The organism is Pseudovibrio sp. Alg231-02 (genome assembly GCF_900143565.1).
Lineage (GTDB): Bacteria > Pseudomonadota > Alphaproteobacteria > Rhizobiales > Stappiaceae > Pseudovibrio.
Map to the genome: position 1 here is coordinate 99,277 of NZ_FREX01000013.1, position 17,262 is coordinate 116,538.

The window sequence follows — 17,262 nt, forward strand, 5'->3', positions numbered from 1 at the left end:
CTTCAGTTTTGATTTCAGAAAAGAGGGATCACCATGAAGATTTCTTACGTGAACCAATACCCGCCGCGCTTCAAGACCAATGATGGCCGCATAGTGAATGTTAAGGTTTCCAGCAAAAAAAACAATATTCTCGAGGCCGTTGAGGAAAATTCGAACAGCCTTCGTCAAAAATACGACGAATTGGGAATGGAACGTTGTTATGTGCATGACTTGACGATTGGTGCGCCCGATATCGACGATGTAATGGAAAAATTACCAAAAGTCGATGACATTTACCGAAGGACAATGGGGGGGGGGCGCTTCGGAGATGTTGCGCTGGTCGAAGACGACAAGTTCACCTTTGAAGCTAATATTGTTCAGCTTCCTGAAGGCAATGATGTTATATTCGATGGCTACACTTCCAAGGAGTTGTTCGACCAATTCCATACGTTTTTCACGTCCCCGGATGCTGGGGAACTCGCAAAGCAGTGGATCGAAACGAAGCTTTCAAGCCACTGTGAGAAACATGAAATTACTACCGGAGGTCAACCATTCTATCGCAGTAACTTGGATCTCTTTGTGCCAAAAGATCAAAAAGCACTGCGCCCACTACTGATCCATATTCATGGTGGTTATTGGCAGTACACACAAAAGGACATCTACTACCAGATTGCAAACTCATTCACTCAAGAAGATGTCCTGGTTGCAAATCTCAACTACCCGCAAGTGCCAGATGTCTCTATTCAAGAAATGATCGAAGTCGTTAAGAAATCGATCCGCTATCTTTATGTCAACGCAGAAAAATGGGGCATAGATCGAGACAGAATATCAGTTGCGGGGCACTCTTCAGGTGCACATCTGACTGCTTGCATGGGTGTCTTCAATTGGTCACAATTAGATCCAGATCTACCGGGATCTATATTCAAGAACGTGGTTGCTTTTTCTGGTGGTTACAATATGGAACCTTACATGCACGACGCTCAAAACTACCAGATGGGGATTTCACCGGAAGATCTGCCTTTCATGAGTCCTTTACATTTGCCATGCCATCGCGGAGCGAAATTCACTCTTTATGCTGGCTCTAAGGAAAGCGCCGAATATCAAGCACAAACCAAAGACTTCTACGATCACTTGGTCCATAATCGTGTTGAGGCAGATTTGCGGATTATCGAACAGGGTGATCACTTCTCGGTAATCAATGAGTTCTATACGCACGGAGGCCCCATATTCAACCACGTACTCTCGATACTATAGGAGCGTGATGGTGTGGTGCGCGCTTGAGGAGGATGACCCCGACGCTGTTGCGTAAATTCGCTTCAGGCGTATATTCTAGCTGTTCTTTCTTTCAGTAAAGGTGCACGCCATGCTGTTTAAAGCCAATGCTGATCGCTAACATAAGTTTGCCAAAGCCATCATCGTTAGGTCGGCTTCACCGAGCGCTTACTTCCAGATAGCTTTGACATGAGGTTTTGAGCGTTCGAGCATTTAACCACCTTCCAAGAACTGGGTCTCAAATGGATCGTAATGCCGCCCTACGCAGTTAGACATGTAAATTATAACTTTGCGGTGATGCTGGCAGTTATCATCACTCAAAGTCAACGACTGATTTCATAACAGTGCCGTACGATTTAGGCTTCTGCCAACAAAATCCTATGGTTTTGGAAATAGTGACGAGTTAGTTTGAAGGAGACGGTCAAAACCCTTCAAGCAAACAGTCTCAGCCCCTGATAGAGCCGAATGAATGTCCGCAGTTGGCCCACGGCACTGGCAACAGCCTCTCGCTTAGCTCAGTTCCCGCAGTGTAATGAAAGACCGCTTTCCGCACTCAATTATTAGCATATCGCGCAGTGAGGTGACCTCAGGTCAACGGGGAGCATTCCAGTATGATAGTTTATTACTGAGTATGAATCTTTATTACTTACCGACAAATGGTAACAGAAGACAATGCACCCATTACATCCAGGATTTACGCCGGAATTTGATCGGCAAAAATATCTCTATCACTACACAAGCGCAGATACCGCGATCGACTTTATCCTCCGCAATCGAACGCTTCGCTTCAATCCGCTTGCCAATGTGAATGACCCAATGGAATCAGAGCCCAATCGTTGGGCATTTAGAAATTCTGGGAACAGCGATGCGTTGAGAGCTGTCCATGACCGATTATCCGATCACTTCAGGAATCGGACAAAAGTCGTTTGTTTTTCATGCGATGTGCAAGGTGATTGGGGCCCCGGCTGCTGTCCAAGTGACTTTTGCGCGCGTGGCCATTCGAAGCCACGGATGTGGGCAACATATGGTCATGATCATCGGGGTGTGTGCCTGATCTTCGATCGGGAACGCTTGAGACAGGCTTTTGCGAATGGATTGAATGGAGATGGGCTACTGCTGCAGGGGGCGGTTCGCTACGGAGACAAATTGCCAGCCGATGAAGATGGAGCTGCTGTCATTGATCTGGCAGTCTTTGAAAGAAATTTCGAGGAAGCGCTGCAGCAAAAGATTGAAGAGCATCACCGCACGTATTTCCTCTACAAGCATACCGATTGGTCAACAGAAAACGAATATCGGTTCATCATAACGGGCGGCGCTGTAGGGCCGGTCGAGTTGCCCTTTGAAAAGGCCCTAATCGGTGTGGCCATTGGAATGAAGTCTGATGAAGATCTGGACAAACAGCTTGCCGTTGGTGAAGCAGCTCAAGCTATGGAAATTCCGTGCAGGTATCTGGGGTGGGGCTGGAGAAGTGCAGGATATGCGCCCGTAAATGAAGTTGCAAGACATTTGCCTCCCAGAACAACTGTCTACGATCCCGCTTAGTAAGGCCTTACGTTCGTAACGGTGTCGGCTTTGGGCTCGCCCGGCAACTTCGCCGCGCAGATAGCCAAGGGCTGGACTGCGGTAGGTCGACCTTGGGTCGTTCAGGAAACGGTGGTTTGGCAGATGGTCAGGAAACTCAAAATTCCGCTTGGGGCATCCAGCGAAATCATCTATGCGTTCAGATCGAAACGAAACAGGGCTCGGTTGGCCGTTGCTTAATAGATTAGCAAAGTTGATCTCAACTGTTGGCTGAAAGGCCCCAATGACCGCTCCTGGCCCGACGCATCATGACGTAGCCATGCTCATTTCCAGTTCTCTACGCCGCAGCGAACGTCAGCAAATGTCTGCACTGCTGCCGCTGGCGAAGTGCTAAAGTGTGTCCCGAACACTTAGCAGGTTCATCACCTTCAAACACGCTCAGAGGTGCCCACTCCTTCGGGCCCTGTCGTCCTGCGATGTGTGGGGTCTTCGTCCGTCAGGGCCAGAGCGCTGCGGCAAGGTGCATACTCTTTGCCTATCACAAGCTCACAATGACGCTTCTGCTTTGCGGCCCACCAGTCACTTCTGCTTAGTTGCAACACCGTTTCATCTGCAGACGCGGGGCAAGATCGAGCGTTGGCGTCAGACCATGAAGAACCGCATTCTGCTCGAGGACTATTCCATGTCGGAGGACTTGGAGGCGCAGACCGGCAACTTCGGCAGGGACAAGCAGATCCTTCGGCACCGGCAGATGGTTAAACGCAAAACACTTCAAAGCCGGCACTTTCGCTACCACGCTCAAGCCGCATAACATCAACGCACAAAAGGGCCAGACACTTCCCTGTTCAAAAGCCAAATTTGTCCAGCTATCCTTGATTACGGATACTGCAGGACCGTAATCTTCTCGAGGATAGGCTTGTTGTTAAGGATCTGACATGTGGCCTGGAAGAGGTTGAAACCCGCTCTGCCAGCATCAAAATTTTAGGAAAGGCAGCAGCTGATTTCCAGATTTATATCGAGGGTAATGACGATATGATCTCGGAGTGTAGACGCAACGGCCAATGGGTCCCAAATGGATTGTCGAAAATTTTAACGGCAGCTTTCGAGAGGAGTACTTGAATGAACCATTGTTCTTATCACTGAGCGAAGCCAGAGGCAAAATTAAGGCTTGGAAACACGACGACAACACTTAAAGATCTTGTGCGTATTTGGCCAATTTCTCTCCAGCAGAATTTGAAGGACAAATATAGCTGGAAATGAGAACTGCATGAGACTTTAAACTATAGACCCTCACACAAACTTGAGGGAACTTGGGCCTTAGGTCAGACTGTGGTAGCAAATATGGGGTTCGGGCCAAGCTGACTAAACACGGGGAGGTCTCTTTGCCCATGAGGATTGAGCAAAGAGAAAGCGTTTTGGTCGATACAGGTTGCTTGACCCGAACTGGGGAGCGTCATCGCTCATTCATGTTCGTTGAGCGCATGCTTAGACAATCAATATATTAAATTACAGAGGGGCCAGCGACAACAAGACGGTGTGAGCGGCTGGAGGAGGATCAATGTCCTTGATAGGCGGGCATCTGACAGTGAGGGGCAGTTGTGACAACGCCGTCTGATCTGGTTGCCGAAGTCTGAAGTGCCTGCAGGTTAGCGCATGCTCAAACTTTCTCCATCTTGAGTCAGTCCAGCTATTTGTGGAACGGTAATCTTCGCGAGAGGAAAATTGTTTTTGACGATCTGCCTTGCGACTCGGAAGGGGATGAAAACAATTCCGCCAGCATCAAAGCTTTAAGAAAAGTAGCAGCTGAATTTCAGACTTGTATTGAAACTTATGCCGAGATGAACCCAAGCAACGCTGAGCGCGGGTGTTACGGGGAACGGGTTTAACCGGTTTTGCTGAAAGCACTGTCAATGCATTGTCAGCGAGGGCTTCGGTGAAATACAGCACAAGTGCTGGTATAGATCAGGTCCCCACCTCCTGTTGCAAACTCGACGTGTGCATTGAGCGGAACGTTCAGACAAAAGTTAGAGCAATAGTATCCTGGCATGAAGTGTGAAATGCAAGACTAGCGTTTGGCAAATTCTCCGCCTGTTTGCTCGTTTATTGTGATGCCTTTAAAAGTCGTTGCCGTTTGCGACATGATTTCGCCGTAACCCGCAGTGTTGCCAGCGCAGATGATTCCTTATTATTTCTCTTAAACTACTTGGGGAGTAAGTCTTGTGAAAGAGCGTGTGGAGATCGACGCGAAAGGAGCTACACTTAGCGGTGAGATCTTTGTGACAGAAGGCATCAAACCAGAGCATGCTATTGTGCTTCATCCTGCGCTAGGTGTGAAGCGTCGTTTCTACACTGCTTTTGCTGAATGGCTGGCAGAAGAACAGCAAGCTGCCTGCTTGATTTATGATTATCGATTACATTTCAAACAGCTGAGTGGTCTTAAAGAGTTCGAACGTGTCACGCTGAGCAACTGGGGCTGCCTCGACCAATCCGCGGCGCTTGACTGTCTCGCAGAGCGCTTCCCTGACAGCAAACTTCACGTGGTAGGACATTCCATTGGTGGAACGATGGTCCCGTTTCATCAGCAACGTAATCGGGTAAACTCTGTACGCGCAGTTTGCTCTGGTTTGGGATACTGGAAGTATACGCCGATGCCTTATAAACTGAAAATCTGGTTCTTCTGGTTTGTGGCGGGCCCCCTGTCTGTAATGCTGACTGGGCAACTGAGCCGCAAGGTGATGGGTTTGGCGACAGATTTACCTGCCGACTTGTTCTGGCAATGGCGACGCTGGTGTTTGTCACCCTCGTTCCATCGCATAGACTGGGGGAACCAGTTGCCACTGCCAGAAGCGCCACAATTTAACGGAATGTTGAAGTTGCTCTCCGTCGCTGACGATTGGATGATACCGCCAAAAGCTGTTTCGCGGCTGGCGGAGTTTTATCCAAACGCTGCGCATATCGAGCATTTAACTATCCAGCCGAGCGACATTGACACCACTTCTTTGGGGCATGTCAAAATCTTTGCTGAATCCTCAAAAAAAGCCTGGCCAAAGATTTTTAGTAAGGACGAGTTGGATGACACTCCATCTAAACAGGTAAACCTTGCAACGGGTCCATGAAAAATGCCCAAAATGAACCGGTTTGTTTCGGGTGTAATATGATCATATTGTTTCAACTCAAGGAGAAATCTATTTGGGATCGAAGACGCAACGGTAAAATGCTTCGAGCTGTTTTTTCTTAGCATAAATTCCAGTACTGTGACCTGAGATAGATCAGAACTAAAAATTGCAGCAAGTGATCGTCCACCTCCCGGAAATAGAAGCTTTGTGCGCCGACTTGGCAAATAAATCGTTTGCCGTCTTTGGTTATGGTGCCAGAACCCCCACCCTTCGGAACTGCTAAACAATGCTTTGACTGCACTTCCGCTACCCGACTATCGAGATAAGTTACAACTTCAGAGTAACATAAAAGGTGACTTAAGTTGGCGTGCTTGTTTGCAAAGCACTTCCGTAGAGAAGCTCTTTCTACGACGGAGCCATTCTGTTGTGCCAACTCATTCAGTTTTTGGGCAGATTACCTCCAGTTCCTTCGGCGGCAGGTTTAGGATCGAAACCCAAATCCTGGCGTGGCCGGATGAACTATATCGGAGGAGTAAGCTCTTTCTTATCAGTTTTCCTAAAGGAGACTTTTTGAAGAAACTCGTAGTGCGCCCAATCCTTAAAGAACTTGATTTCATAATGAAGGGTTCTTGCGAAACCAGATCAAAAGACGATATTTTCCTACCGAGGAGGTCTGTTTCCTGCTGCGAAGCAACAAAACGATGAGGCGAAATGTCGTTTGTGACCCTAAATAGGCTCAATTTACACTAACCGGTAGGAGAGAAATTTAGCAAATTGTTGGCGTATTCACAGAACCTTGAGGAGGGGAAGATGCGCGTATTTGTGCTATTATATGCTGCAGTCGCCTATGCGATTGCAATGCTCAACATTGCTTATATCTTCGGATTCTTGATTGATTTTCTTGTGCCTAAGAGCATAAACAGCGGCGCCACTGAGGCCTTGATACAATCGCTATGCATTGACTTTGTGTTGGTGCTGGCGTTTGGATTACAGCACTCTTTAACCGCGCGACGGTCCTTCAAAAGATGGTGGTTGCAGTACATTCCGCAAAGTATGGAACGAGCTACGTACCTTTATATGACGGCTGCTATGACGTTCCTGCTGGTATACTTTTGGCAGCCCGTTCCGATTGTGGTGTGGCAAATTGAGACGCCATTTGTGTACTGGGGAGTTCTAGCTGCTTACACCAGCGTATGGGTGCTCATGTTTAGTGCGACATTTCCTATTGGGCACTTCTCCTTTTTCGGTCTGGCTCAGGCATGGCATGTACAAGGAAAACAGCCTGCATTTACCGTCAGATGGCTTTACGCTTTGATCCGGCATCCTATCAGTTTGGGCTGGATGATCACTCCGTGGATCACACCTTTCATGACATTGGGGCAGCTCACTTTTGCGTTTGCCACACTCCTGTACATTTGGATTGCGACTATGTTTGAGGAAGCCGATCTCTCTGAAGAGCTTGGAGAAGTTTACCGTAGTTACAAAAAAGCAGTACCTGCATTTATTCCAAATTTACGGAAATAGCAGATCAGTACATAAAGAAGTGCAATAATAGCAAAATGACAGTCATTGCTTGTTTAGCCCAACCCGGTACGCACACCAGTGCTCTTTTCGGCTGCACAGACGTCTTAAGTTCAGCGCAGGATACGTCCTGTGCTGAGTTTGGCTACGGACGCCCCGATGTATTAGACGTGCGAATTGTTGGAGAAACATTGGACCCCGTGATGGGGTGGAAGAGAAGACTTATCTTACCGGATACGACCCTCTCCCAAGTAGGTGTAGTAGATGCAATCTACATTCCCGCTATTGGTGAAATCCATAGTTTGCCGTTTCCGACTAATCTAGCGGTTCTGGAGTGGATCAGGTCCAATTTTGAGGCAGGTACGACGCTTGCAGCCGTGGGCTCCGGTGTGTGCCTGCTAGCAGAAGCTGGTGTCCTCGATGGAGAGAAGGCTACCACTCATTTTGCATGGGCGGAGGAATTTAAGCACCAATATCCGAGGGTCACCTTGCACGAATGTAGGGCGATGGTTTTCAGTGGTCCCGCACATCGCATTGTGACTACTGGCGGCGGCGCGCTTTGGACGGATCTGGCTTTGTTCCTCATTTCGCGGTTCCTCGGGCATGAAGCGGCGCTGCGAAGTGCAAAGTATTATCTGGTTGACTGGGGGGCACGCGATCAAGTGCTTTATTCCAGTATGGAAGCAACGCGTCAGCACTATGATGCGCAAGTCAAGAAAGCTCAGTGCGTCATTGCGCAGAATCTTGCCAATACGAATGTGCTTCAAAACGCGCGCGATTCTTCGGAGTTACCTGTGCGCACATTCGAGCGCCGCTTCAAGGCCGCGACTGGAACAGCTGTTAGCAAGTATATTCAGCAGATGCGGGTGGAGCGGGCAAAGGTCTTGCTTGAGACTGTTGATATGGCGGTCGAAAGCCTCGCCTACGAGGTTGGCTATGTAGATACTACATCGTTTCGCCGCCTATTTATTCGACTGGTGGGCATGACCCCAAGCGAATATCGGAAGAGGTATGGTGGTCGTCGTTAAGCATTACGTGGCCAAGGTTTTCGTCATTAGGAAGTTTGTGAGCGAGATACCGCGAACAACGGGTGCCTGCTCGCACTCAACCTGCCAGCCGTGGTGGAGGAAGAATGGCTTCGCAGCAAGGCTTATATCTGCAGAGAGGGTTGTGATATCGCGCTGCTCTGCCCAACTTAGCAGTTGGTTGTAGATGGTGGTGCCAATGCCTTGGCGCGTATGATTAGGGCTGGTGAAAGCAAATTCAATGTAACCTTTTGTGTCGATGGTCATGAAGCCGATCACAATGTTGTCTTTGACAGCAACAAAGCCGGCCATGTCGCAAAGTTTGGCAGACCAACGCTCAGGTGCTGGCGCAGGCCCAGCCCATGCGGCAAGTTGCTCCTTCGAATAATGTTCTTTTGCTCCGATCATGACGGCATCAAAAAACACGTGCGCGCAATCTGAGGCATCTGATTTGCACAGTGGGCGGATCTCGACAGGCATTAGCGGTTTTCACTCAGTTAGGTATAAAGGCAGCCTCCTGCCACAAACTCTGATAAGGCGAAAGAGGGCAAAACGACAAAATCTCTTTCGTTTTCCTTAATTTCCTACTGATTGAGCTACATAGCAGTCTTAAGCTGTAGAATAATTGGGGGGGCGACGAAAAGGCAACCTCAGAACAAGATAAGGCCCAGTAATCGGAAAGGGGTTTTGCTTAAAGGGTCCGTTGGTGGTCAATCCTTATGAAGATACTTGCTTTAGAGCGAATATTCCGCCGGGGAGTGTGAATCTGCTTTGTCATTTATATTATGTTCTAATTTTTGGCCACTTTCGTAGCTATGAACACATTGAGCCTTTCAGAGAAAACTACTTGCTGAACTCTATTGAAAAAGCACTATAACATCAAATGCCTGCCGTATTTCAGCTAGAGTTTGCAGGTGTAATGGAACTATCTTTCAAAATCTTATCCTCACCGGCGCGGTGTTTATGCTCAAATCGTCCTCCAAAAGATAGCTTTTCCAGAGGTCGGCAATTAATTCAATGTAATCGCCCAGTCTTGCGGTCGTAATTGATAGAACTGGCGATTAGGCTCATAATTTTCTCGAGGGCTTGCTCGAGTACGTGAGCAATAATGCTGGTTTCAGGGTTACAACGCAGCCATTTTGTGTGCGTACGGTGAACTTAACCTATTAGGCTAGAACCACTTTGGTTAGTTTCTACTGGTACGTGATGAAGGGTGTATACTAGAAGATTGGAGATGAAATGAAATGTTATAAGATTGGCACCCTGTTTGTTTCTTGTCTATAAGGGCTTATAGCGACACAAACATACTATACAGGCCAACGTAACAGCGGTCCCTCGTATTCCGGCCTTGCATCCCTCTCAAACGCTTCTTAAGGGTATTCTTATTAGCTTAGGGAGCTTGTGATGACTGGGACCGATCTTCAAACCAAAGGCATGCTGTGTGATCCGGGTGATCACTTCATTGGTATCTATGAAGTAGAGCGCAAATACGCTGTTGCTGATCTTGAGGTGATCCGCAGTCAGCTGGAAGCGCGTGGTGCCGTGCCCTTCACTCTTGGCAATGCCGAGCAAGACATCTTCTATGACCTTGCAGACAGGCGCCTTGCCAATAACAACCAGCAACACGTGCTGCGTGTCATGCGCCCGTCAGGCCGTGCACTCTGGATCAGCAAAGGGCCGGGCCCGGACAAATGTATTTCCATGGATATGGCAGATGCAGATCAGACGAACGCCATGATCCTGTCTTTGGGGTTTGAGGAGGTCGAGCGGCTGGAAAAGAAGCGCGACATCTACTTCCTCGGCAAGTTCCACGTCACGCTGGACGAGCTCCCTGACCTTGGCCGTTTTGTTGAACTGGCTATCATGACAGATGACGCTGACATGCTATCTCAACACGAGCAGGAGATCGGCGAACTGGCCAACAGCTTCAACCTCTCCTCAAACGCCCTGCAAACCCAATCCTACCGCGCCATGCAGCAGGCTTTGAAAAAGGCTTAATTGCATTCAAGGCCCCATATCGTGTAGGAAATACCAGCAGACTCTGAGATCTGATACTGACTGAATGGAGATAGCGATAGTTTCCCTCTACATCCATCACATCCACGTCTGATGATGCGGCTTTTTATGAAACATTTAAAACACTAGGTTTGCCGTGACTTTTCTTCGTCTCGCGTGTTCGTTTAATCCATCCTCAGTTCGAGAGCGATTAGACTTATCCAACCTTAGCAGTGTGGGTTGGATAAGTCGTTGATGTATTCAAAGATTGCCAAGTCAGCTCTTCCTTTATGGTGTTGCAGAATATCTCGACTGCTGCGTTGTCATAGCAACTGTCTTTGCCGCCCATCGAGCTTTCGAAGCCATGCTGACGCAAGTTCTTCTGCTAATTGCGAGATCAAACCTGGCTACTGCGATCCGTGTGGTGGATGCAATTTTTAATAGAGTTTTGGAGATAATTGCCATTTTACGCATTAACTTGCCAACCCGTTGATGTCGTACATTCAGAACGCCGTCTGAGATTTGCAAGTCGACAGCGGAACACTCGCAATCCTCGTGTACTGACGCCAGCAAAGTTACATAAACAGGTGGCCGGAAGATGTTCCCGTCTTTTTCGATAAATTTATATTACATTGTTTTAGGGCGTGAAAAACTGGGTAGCTCTTTTTAAGAGCATCCCGCTCTTTCTTGAGAAAGCGCACTTCACGTCGAAGGTGTTCGTTCTCCCAAGTGAAGTCCAAGTCCTCATCAGAAACCACGTCAGTATCTCGATACATCGTGATCTATTTGTTCAACGAGAACATCCCGACGGCCAAATCATCAACGACCTGCCTAAGCATTAGTACGCTTTTCAACGCCTCCGCAATTTTCTGGTGGGCAATTCCCTGGACTGCCAACGCAGGGCACTAGAGACATTCCATTATCAGGAACGTCATGGTGATCAGCGTGGGTTTCATAACGCCAGTTAATGCTCATATTATAAAGCTTGTGGAACCTTTCGGTCGACCAAAAGCTACGGATTTGTACGGAATATTGGCAGGCAGCATGCCAATCCCCTGGGAACCGTAAGGAAACGTCTCAATACTAAGCAAGATAGGTGGATACTTCCCCTGCAGGATACCTTGCAACTCATAACTTTCTCACTCCATTTAGTGTGCTCCTTAACGCTTAGAAGAAAAAAGGTACATCTTTGCGCTTGTTGCATCTGTCGTTGAAGCACCTATCAATGTCGCTAACCACCCTCCATAACCAATTGCATTCTGCTGTATTCAAGCGATTAGTACTCCAGCTATAAGGATGCACTTTTTATGAAATTCTTTTCGCCTGATCACAGGAGGCGACGATTAGCTACTGTGGGCAGCGTGCGTTGGATATCTATGGTGATCGCATCGCTATTGCCGCGACATAGTCGTTCCAATAACAGCCTGTCTTCCTTTCAGAAGCGCGAACTTATAGCCTTCGTTCTAGGTCCGGATTTAATTAGTGACGCTTGTCTGCATTTGTACGATCGATCAAGTGTCAGATGATTAATTCAAAAGGCAGAATTAAAATAGTGTGCTTAGCCTGCCCAGGAGTGCATGCAAGTGCACTCTTCGGATGTTTCGATGTGTTGAAAACGGCAATGAAGTTCGGTATTGAATCTGCAGACGCGAACGCTCAAAAATCTCTTGACGTGAAGATCGTCGCAGTGTCAAACGAAACTATTATCGGTTGGAATGAAGCGAAAATAGCTCCTGAAGTGACCATAGAGAAAGCCGGTGTTGTGGATGCGATTGTGATCCCTGCAATCGGCGATGCCAATAACGTTCCGGAACAGCAACCTCCCGAGTTGCTAAATTGGCTCAGACTAAATTTTAATAACGGGGCCACGATTGCCGGAATTTGTTCAGGTGGCTGCATATTAGCACAAGCCGGTTTGCTAGATGGGGAGAAGGCAACTACGCATTGGGCATGGGCAACCGAATTCCAAAGGCTTTATCCGAAAGTTTCAGTTCACGCTCGTAGTTCCATGGTCTTTAGCGGACCAGGGCATCAGTTAGTTACATCTGGGGGAGGAGCTCTTTGGAACGACGTTGCCTTGTTCCTCATTAATCGATTTTTAGGTCATGAGGCTGCTATTCAAAGTGCTAAGTACTATCTAATAGATTGGGGCAAGAAAGATCAACTGGCATATTGTAAACTAGCTGCAACTCGGCAATATTTTGACGCTCGCATACGGTGCGCACAAGAAGCAATCCTAAGTAGCCTCCAGAGCAAAGATGCCCTCAAAAATGCGCGAGCCGCAGCAAACCTCCCGACACGGACTTTTGAGCGGCGATTTAAGGCTGCAACCGGCTCATCCCCAGTTAAATATATTCAGTTATCTCGGATAGAGAAAGCGAAGTTGATCCTTGAGAGACAATCTCTTCCAATTGACGATATTGCTAACGAATGCGGATATAATGATACAAGTACCTTTCGAAGGCTATTCATTAGGTTAGTCGGCATATCTCCCAGCGAATATAGAAGACGATTTGGATCTCGCTGGGAAGGCATAGAAAATGTAGTCAAACAATAAGAACAAAAAAGTTTATTGCGAAAAGTGACCTGAGCCCCAAGTTCCCTCCAAACTTTGAGAGGATCCAGGGTTTGTATTCAAGCCTTATGTTGTATTTACCTGTCGCTAGCTGCTGGGGTTTGTCTCTAATAGCCCTTTCAAGTTAGCGAAATATAGCTCATCTTGCACATAGCGACTGACGCTCCTGTCCTGATGTTATCTTTCTTTGGGTTAGATAGCGGGTAGTCAGACTAAGCTAACTCAATTTCATCTATGTTGAAGAGTGTCACCGCAAAATCTCAATGACTAAATTACCTATAAAATTATATGCGGCGTTCTCTGATGGAGTTTGCGGCGGGAACACAGCCGGTGTCATATATGACTTAGTCGATTTGTCACCTGCTCAGATGCTACGTATTGCTTCCGACATTGGTGCCCCAACTTGTGCTTTTGTACGCAAAAAAAATGACCGTACATTTTATGTGCGTTTTTTCTCAAGTACAGGTGAAATGGATATGTGTGGCCATGCCACTGTAGCAGCATTTTCAGCACTACTTGATGACAACTTAATACAATGCAACCTTCACACTTTTTATCAACTAACCAAAGCTGGAAAGATCGCTATTTTCACTGATCGGCATGATCAGACTGCAAGTATCACAATACAGCTTGAAGTACCTAAATTTGAGCCAATTAATCTAAGAGGTGCGCAATTTCACGACTCATTTGGCCTTTCTAGTAATGAAATTAAGAGCGCATATTCGGCATCAGCCTCACTAAATCATCTTTTTGTAGAAGTCAGTACAATTGACCGCTTGAGTAAACTACAGTTAAATCATAGTAATATACTTAACTATTCTCATGTTAATGGGTACGACACAATTGGTGTATGGTGCCTGCAGCAGAGTAAATCCGGATACATCAAGTTACGACTTCGGGATTTCTGTCATGGTGTCGGGGACCATGAAGAAGCTGCTTCCGGAACAACAAATGGTGCTCTTGCTGGTCTGCTTTACCAACTTCAGTTCCCTCGCGACATCGAATCTGAAATAGCCACAGTTGAGGCCGAACAAGGTCATGAGATGAACAAACCCTGTAAAGTGCTGTCCACAGTGCGGTTTAGTGAAGGTAAAGCTAGTAGTATACACGTGACCGGATCCGCCTCCAGGCTCCAAAGCAGCTATGTGAGACTATAAAGTATGTCATCCTCAAGTTACGCTATTTCGTGTTTGTAACGTTGTTATTCAAAGATCGCTATTTTCGAGTTCCTTTTAACCTAAAGCGCGAGTGAAGAACAAACCGCGATTGTCTCGATGAAAACCGATACTGCTCTGCTATCAAGGGCCATTTCAGGTAGAAATTAACATGATTAATGGTACGGTCCCGCACCTCGGGTTAATAGGTGGTATTGGATTTTCGGCAACTAACTTTTACCATCGTCGCCTATGCGAGATGCACAGTGAACTAGGGATAAACTTGGATTTAACTATTGCTCACGCAGATCTCCGAACTCTCATGTTAAATTTAGAAAATTGCGCGACCACTGCTCAAGTTCGGATATTTAAAGCATTGATAGGACGTCTCAGAAAGGCGGGTGCAAACAAAGTAGCAATAACAGCAATGTCGGGGCATTTTTGTCTGCAGGAGCTGGACGCATGCTCACCATTGCCAATCGTGGATGGTTTGGCTGCTATCAATGAATATCTGCAATCTCGAAGTTTGCAAAAGGTCGGTATCATAGGAACGCTACCTATCATGCAACGGAAATTATTTGAGAGAATAAGTTCAGCAGAGGTAATTGCTCCACTATCTGACAGGGCCCTTATAGTCGATTCTATATATGATTCTATTGCTGCGAATGGCATTGCTACGAATGAGGAAAGGGAGGCTTTATTCGAAATTGGTCGAGATCTATGCGTCCAGAACGGAGCTCAAGCTGTTTTATTAGCTGGTACTGACTTTTTTGTCGCCTTCGATGGACAACATTGCGGATTTACAGCTATTGATTGTGCAGAAGTACATATTCGCGCCATCATGCGAGGACTAAGCAGTCATTATGCTCTGCGAGATAATTTATAACACTTTGTCAGTGCATAGATTAAGTCGAATAACAGCATGCAATCACTTACATTCTTTAGAGGTGTACCCATTTGTTTGGACTGACCTGCTCCCCATAACTTCCACCGGCTTTGTCAGGTTATTTCAACTTAGATGCAAGAACGCGCAAACGACCTATTCATGCATACAATTCGACTGTGTAGTCGTTCCACAAGCTAAAAGCATCAGCGCGTGCAAGGCGATGGCGTTTCGATAGCAGCAATTTGATCGTGAGATCAAACGTAAAACTCTGCTCAATCGCAGCTCGAACTACTACACAAAAGTGGCATAACATCAAAACAACAACGGGCCAAGCACTCCATTATTCAAAGGCCTAATCAGTTCCACTTCATTTGACGACAGATCATTTCAAAATAAATAATTGACGCGCGAGGTAATGAAACACCGTTGCATGAAGTTGTGGAAATTCAGAGCACCAGAACGATGCTCTGAATGACTTACAGCACGAACATATCTTCGGTAAAATTACTGATATTCCAGTTTTTAATCTTAAGTGAGTCCATTCCAAGATCTATCACAATGTCAGCTCCGACAACTGACATGTGTGCAACTACATCAGAGAGGTCATCCCAGTTTCTTGCAGCGAAATGCCTAGAAAGATCTATTAGGTCAGCTTCTTCAAAATCAGAAATGGCATCATGACCAATCTCTGATTCGCCAAATTTCCTAGCAAAAACGAATGTATCTTGCCCAGAGCCGCCTTTAAGAATGTCATGCCCTTCATCACCTCTTAGATTGTCGTCTCCAGAGCCGCCCTCAAGGATGTCATTCCCTCTCCCTCCTTTAAGGAAATCGTTTCCTGATCCGCCTTTAAGGATATCATTCCCTTCGTCCCCTCTTTGCGAATCGTCCCCAGAACCACCCTCAAGGATGTCATTTCCTTCTCCGCCTCTGAGACTATCAACTCCATCACCGCCTTTTAAGTGGTTATCGGCGCGACTACCACGGATCAAGTCATTTCCAGAGGAACCCACGAGATTTTCGACGTTAATCAAGCGCTGTCTTGTTGTCCCCCACTCTGCAACTCCTATGCCCAAATTAGCACCAAAATCGTTACCTAGAAGAGCGTCCTCATAAGAGACTGTATCAACTCCGCTACCACCGTCAAATGTCGTACCATCGCTGAAATCTGTCATAGTATCATGACCAGCTCCGCCATTAATATAATCCTGGCCTCGACCACCTAAGATGTAATCATTTCCATTTTCTCCGTAGATCTGATCTTCACCGTCTCCACCGTAGATCTGATCACCTCCGTTTCCACCGTAAAAGATATCATCACCGTGTTCTCCGTAGAGCCTATCATCTCCATCGCCGCCAAAGAGTTGATCTGAGTGAAGTCCTCCGTAAAGCACGTCATTTCCCCAGGCGCCGTGAAGTTCATCCAGACCATCCCCACCGTAGAGATAGTCATCCCCCATACCACCAAAAAGCTGATCTGAGTGAAGCCCGCCAACTAGATAATCATTTCCGCCACCACCGTAGAGCCGGTCTTCTCCCTCTCCACCAAAAAGCTGATCATTCCCGCTTAGTCCATAAAGCGTGTTCGCAAAATCATCTCCAATCAGGATGTCAGAGTACCTAGTACCCTTAACGTTCTCAAATTGGCTTAACCTGTCTTCCGCTTTTGTCTTTGAATAGTTTGCGCGTCCGATGACTAAGTTCACAGTCACGCCAACGCCTTCGTCCAGCATTTCATAACTAATTGTATCGAGGCCATAGCCGCCTACTATGGTGTTTGATCCATAGCCGCTGTACACGACATCATTTCCCTCACCTGCAAACACCTCGTCATCACCATATCCCAAGAGTATTTGGTCATTGCCGGCATATGCAAATATTCTGTCGGCAGAGTCGGTGTCAGCGATGTAATCGACACCATTTGTCCCATAAATAAAGTTCATTAATCATTGTCCTTTTAAGTAGCAATGATAGAACGTTAATCCAGTGAGATGACTGGAGAAAGATTACGTAGGGACATAACAAGGCGTACAACGTCAAAATTTATCTGCATGGGCATAGCCTGATTGCCCCACGTTTTGTGGTGCTTCCGGTTTTCTTGTGAAACACCTGCTCGCGATGCAATCTACTCTAGCTGGTGTTCTTGAACGCTTATAACTTATCGGCGTCTTTACTCACAAGAGAGCGAAAAAAAAGAAAAATTTAACAAGGCGACCAT

General features: G+C 46.9%; 12 protein-coding genes and 1 pseudogene. 11 read left to right on the forward strand and 2 right to left on the reverse strand.

What is annotated here, in order from left to right:
• Window positions 1–33 precede the first annotated feature (33 nt).
• The 7 genes and pseudogenes from DHN43_RS24705 (at window position 34) to DHN43_RS24735 (ending at window position 8,437) form a co-directional block, all read left to right on the forward strand.
• Window positions 34–1,233, forward strand: coding sequence for an alpha/beta hydrolase (locus DHN43_RS24705; protein WP_063290896.1), 1,200 nt, complete (start codon window positions 34–36; stop codon window positions 1,231–1,233).
• Window positions 1,234–1,923: 690 nt separating this feature from the next.
• Window positions 1,924–2,793 carry a DUF2971 domain-containing protein gene (locus DHN43_RS24710; protein WP_108820425.1) on the forward strand — a complete coding sequence of 290 codons (870 nt, stop codon included), beginning with the start codon at window positions 1,924–1,926 and terminating at the stop codon, window positions 2,791–2,793.
• A 580-nt stretch (window positions 2,794–3,373) separates the two neighbouring features.
• Window positions 3,374–3,583, forward strand: a pseudogene (locus DHN43_RS27125) (IS3 family transposase); the annotation flags it as partial.
• A gap of 250 nt (window positions 3,584–3,833) precedes the next feature.
• Complete coding sequence (locus tag DHN43_RS27655; protein ID WP_108820427.1) at window positions 3,834–3,965, forward strand: integrase core domain-containing protein; 132 nt, start codon at window positions 3,834–3,836, stop codon at window positions 3,963–3,965.
• A 1,026-nt stretch (window positions 3,966–4,991) separates the two neighbouring features.
• Window positions 4,992–5,888, forward strand: a complete 897-nt coding sequence (locus DHN43_RS24725) for an alpha/beta hydrolase family protein (protein ID WP_108820428.1) — start codon at window positions 4,992–4,994, stop codon at window positions 5,886–5,888.
• Between the two features lie 810 nt (window positions 5,889–6,698).
• On the forward strand, window positions 6,699–7,412 hold the full coding sequence (locus tag DHN43_RS24730) for a methyltransferase family protein (RefSeq protein WP_108820429.1): 714 nt from the start codon (window positions 6,699–6,701) through the stop codon (window positions 7,410–7,412).
• A 35-nt stretch (window positions 7,413–7,447) separates the two neighbouring features.
• Window positions 7,448–8,437, forward strand: coding sequence for a GlxA family transcriptional regulator (locus DHN43_RS24735; RefSeq protein WP_108820430.1), 990 nt, complete (start codon window positions 7,448–7,450; stop codon window positions 8,435–8,437).
• A gap of 3 nt (window positions 8,438–8,440) precedes the next feature.
• On the opposite strand, the gene DHN43_RS24740 is transcribed toward DHN43_RS24735, so the two are convergent.
• A complete protein-coding gene (locus DHN43_RS24740; RefSeq protein WP_108820431.1) occupies window positions 8,441–8,914 on the reverse strand; it encodes a GNAT family N-acetyltransferase in 474 nt (157 codons plus the stop codon).
• Window positions 8,915–9,838: 924 nt separating this feature from the next.
• Here DHN43_RS24740 and cyaB point away from each other — a divergent pair.
• The 4 genes from cyaB to DHN43_RS24765 all read left to right on the forward strand — a co-directional run bounded on the left by cyaB (window position 9,839) and on the right by DHN43_RS24765 (window position 15,044).
• The gene (cyaB, locus tag DHN43_RS24745; RefSeq protein ID WP_108820432.1) at window positions 9,839–10,432 is read left to right on the forward strand and encodes a class IV adenylate cyclase; all 594 of its coding nucleotides are present in this window, start codon (window positions 9,839–9,841) and stop codon (window positions 10,430–10,432) included.
• Between the two features lie 1,519 nt (window positions 10,433–11,951).
• A complete protein-coding gene (locus DHN43_RS24755; protein WP_108820434.1) occupies window positions 11,952–12,986 on the forward strand; it encodes a GlxA family transcriptional regulator in 1,035 nt (344 codons plus the stop codon).
• Window positions 12,987–13,267: 281 nt separating this feature from the next.
• A complete protein-coding gene (locus DHN43_RS24760; RefSeq protein ID WP_108820435.1) occupies window positions 13,268–14,161 on the forward strand; it encodes a PhzF family phenazine biosynthesis protein in 894 nt (297 codons plus the stop codon).
• A 169-nt stretch (window positions 14,162–14,330) separates the two neighbouring features.
• Complete coding sequence (locus DHN43_RS24765; protein WP_108820436.1) at window positions 14,331–15,044, forward strand: aspartate/glutamate racemase family protein; 714 nt, start codon at window positions 14,331–14,333, stop codon at window positions 15,042–15,044.
• A gap of 476 nt (window positions 15,045–15,520) precedes the next feature.
• Here DHN43_RS24765 and DHN43_RS24770 read toward each other — a convergent pair whose 3' ends face one another.
• Window positions 15,521–16,987, reverse strand: a complete 1,467-nt coding sequence (locus tag DHN43_RS24770; RefSeq protein WP_108820437.1) for a calcium-binding protein — start codon at window positions 16,985–16,987, stop codon at window positions 15,521–15,523.
• Window positions 16,988–17,262 lie beyond the last annotated feature (275 nt).

What these genes read in the sequence shown, in the direction of transcription:
- cyaB (WP_108820432.1), top strand. Translation starts at nt 9,839, where the DNA reads ATGACTGGGACCGATCTTCAAACCAAAGGCATGCTGTGTGATCCGGGT.
- DHN43_RS24760 (WP_108820435.1), top strand. Translation starts at nt 13,268, where the DNA reads ATGACTAAATTACCTATAAAATTATATGCGGCGTTCTCTGATGGAGTT.
- DHN43_RS24735 (WP_108820430.1), top strand. Translation starts at nt 7,448, where the DNA reads ATGACAGTCATTGCTTGTTTAGCCCAACCCGGTACGCACACCAGTGCT.
- DHN43_RS24710 (WP_108820425.1), top strand. Translation starts at nt 1,924, where the DNA reads ATGCACCCATTACATCCAGGATTTACGCCGGAATTTGATCGGCAAAAA.
- DHN43_RS24740 (WP_108820431.1), bottom strand. Translation starts at nt 8,914, where the DNA reads ATGCCTGTCGAGATCCGCCCACTGTGCAAATCAGATGCCTCAGATTGC.
- DHN43_RS24770 (WP_108820437.1), bottom strand. Translation starts at nt 16,987, where the DNA reads ATGAACTTTATTTATGGGACAAATGGTGTCGATTACATCGCTGACACC.
- DHN43_RS24755 (WP_108820434.1), top strand. Translation starts at nt 11,952, where the DNA reads ATGATTAATTCAAAAGGCAGAATTAAAATAGTGTGCTTAGCCTGCCCA.
- DHN43_RS24730 (WP_108820429.1), top strand. Translation starts at nt 6,699, where the DNA reads ATGCGCGTATTTGTGCTATTATATGCTGCAGTCGCCTATGCGATTGCA.
- DHN43_RS24765 (WP_108820436.1), top strand. Translation starts at nt 14,331, where the DNA reads ATGATTAATGGTACGGTCCCGCACCTCGGGTTAATAGGTGGTATTGGA.
- DHN43_RS27655 (WP_108820427.1), top strand. Translation starts at nt 3,834, where the DNA reads ATGGGTCCCAAATGGATTGTCGAAAATTTTAACGGCAGCTTTCGAGAG.
- DHN43_RS24705 (WP_063290896.1), top strand. Translation starts at nt 34, where the DNA reads ATGAAGATTTCTTACGTGAACCAATACCCGCCGCGCTTCAAGACCAAT.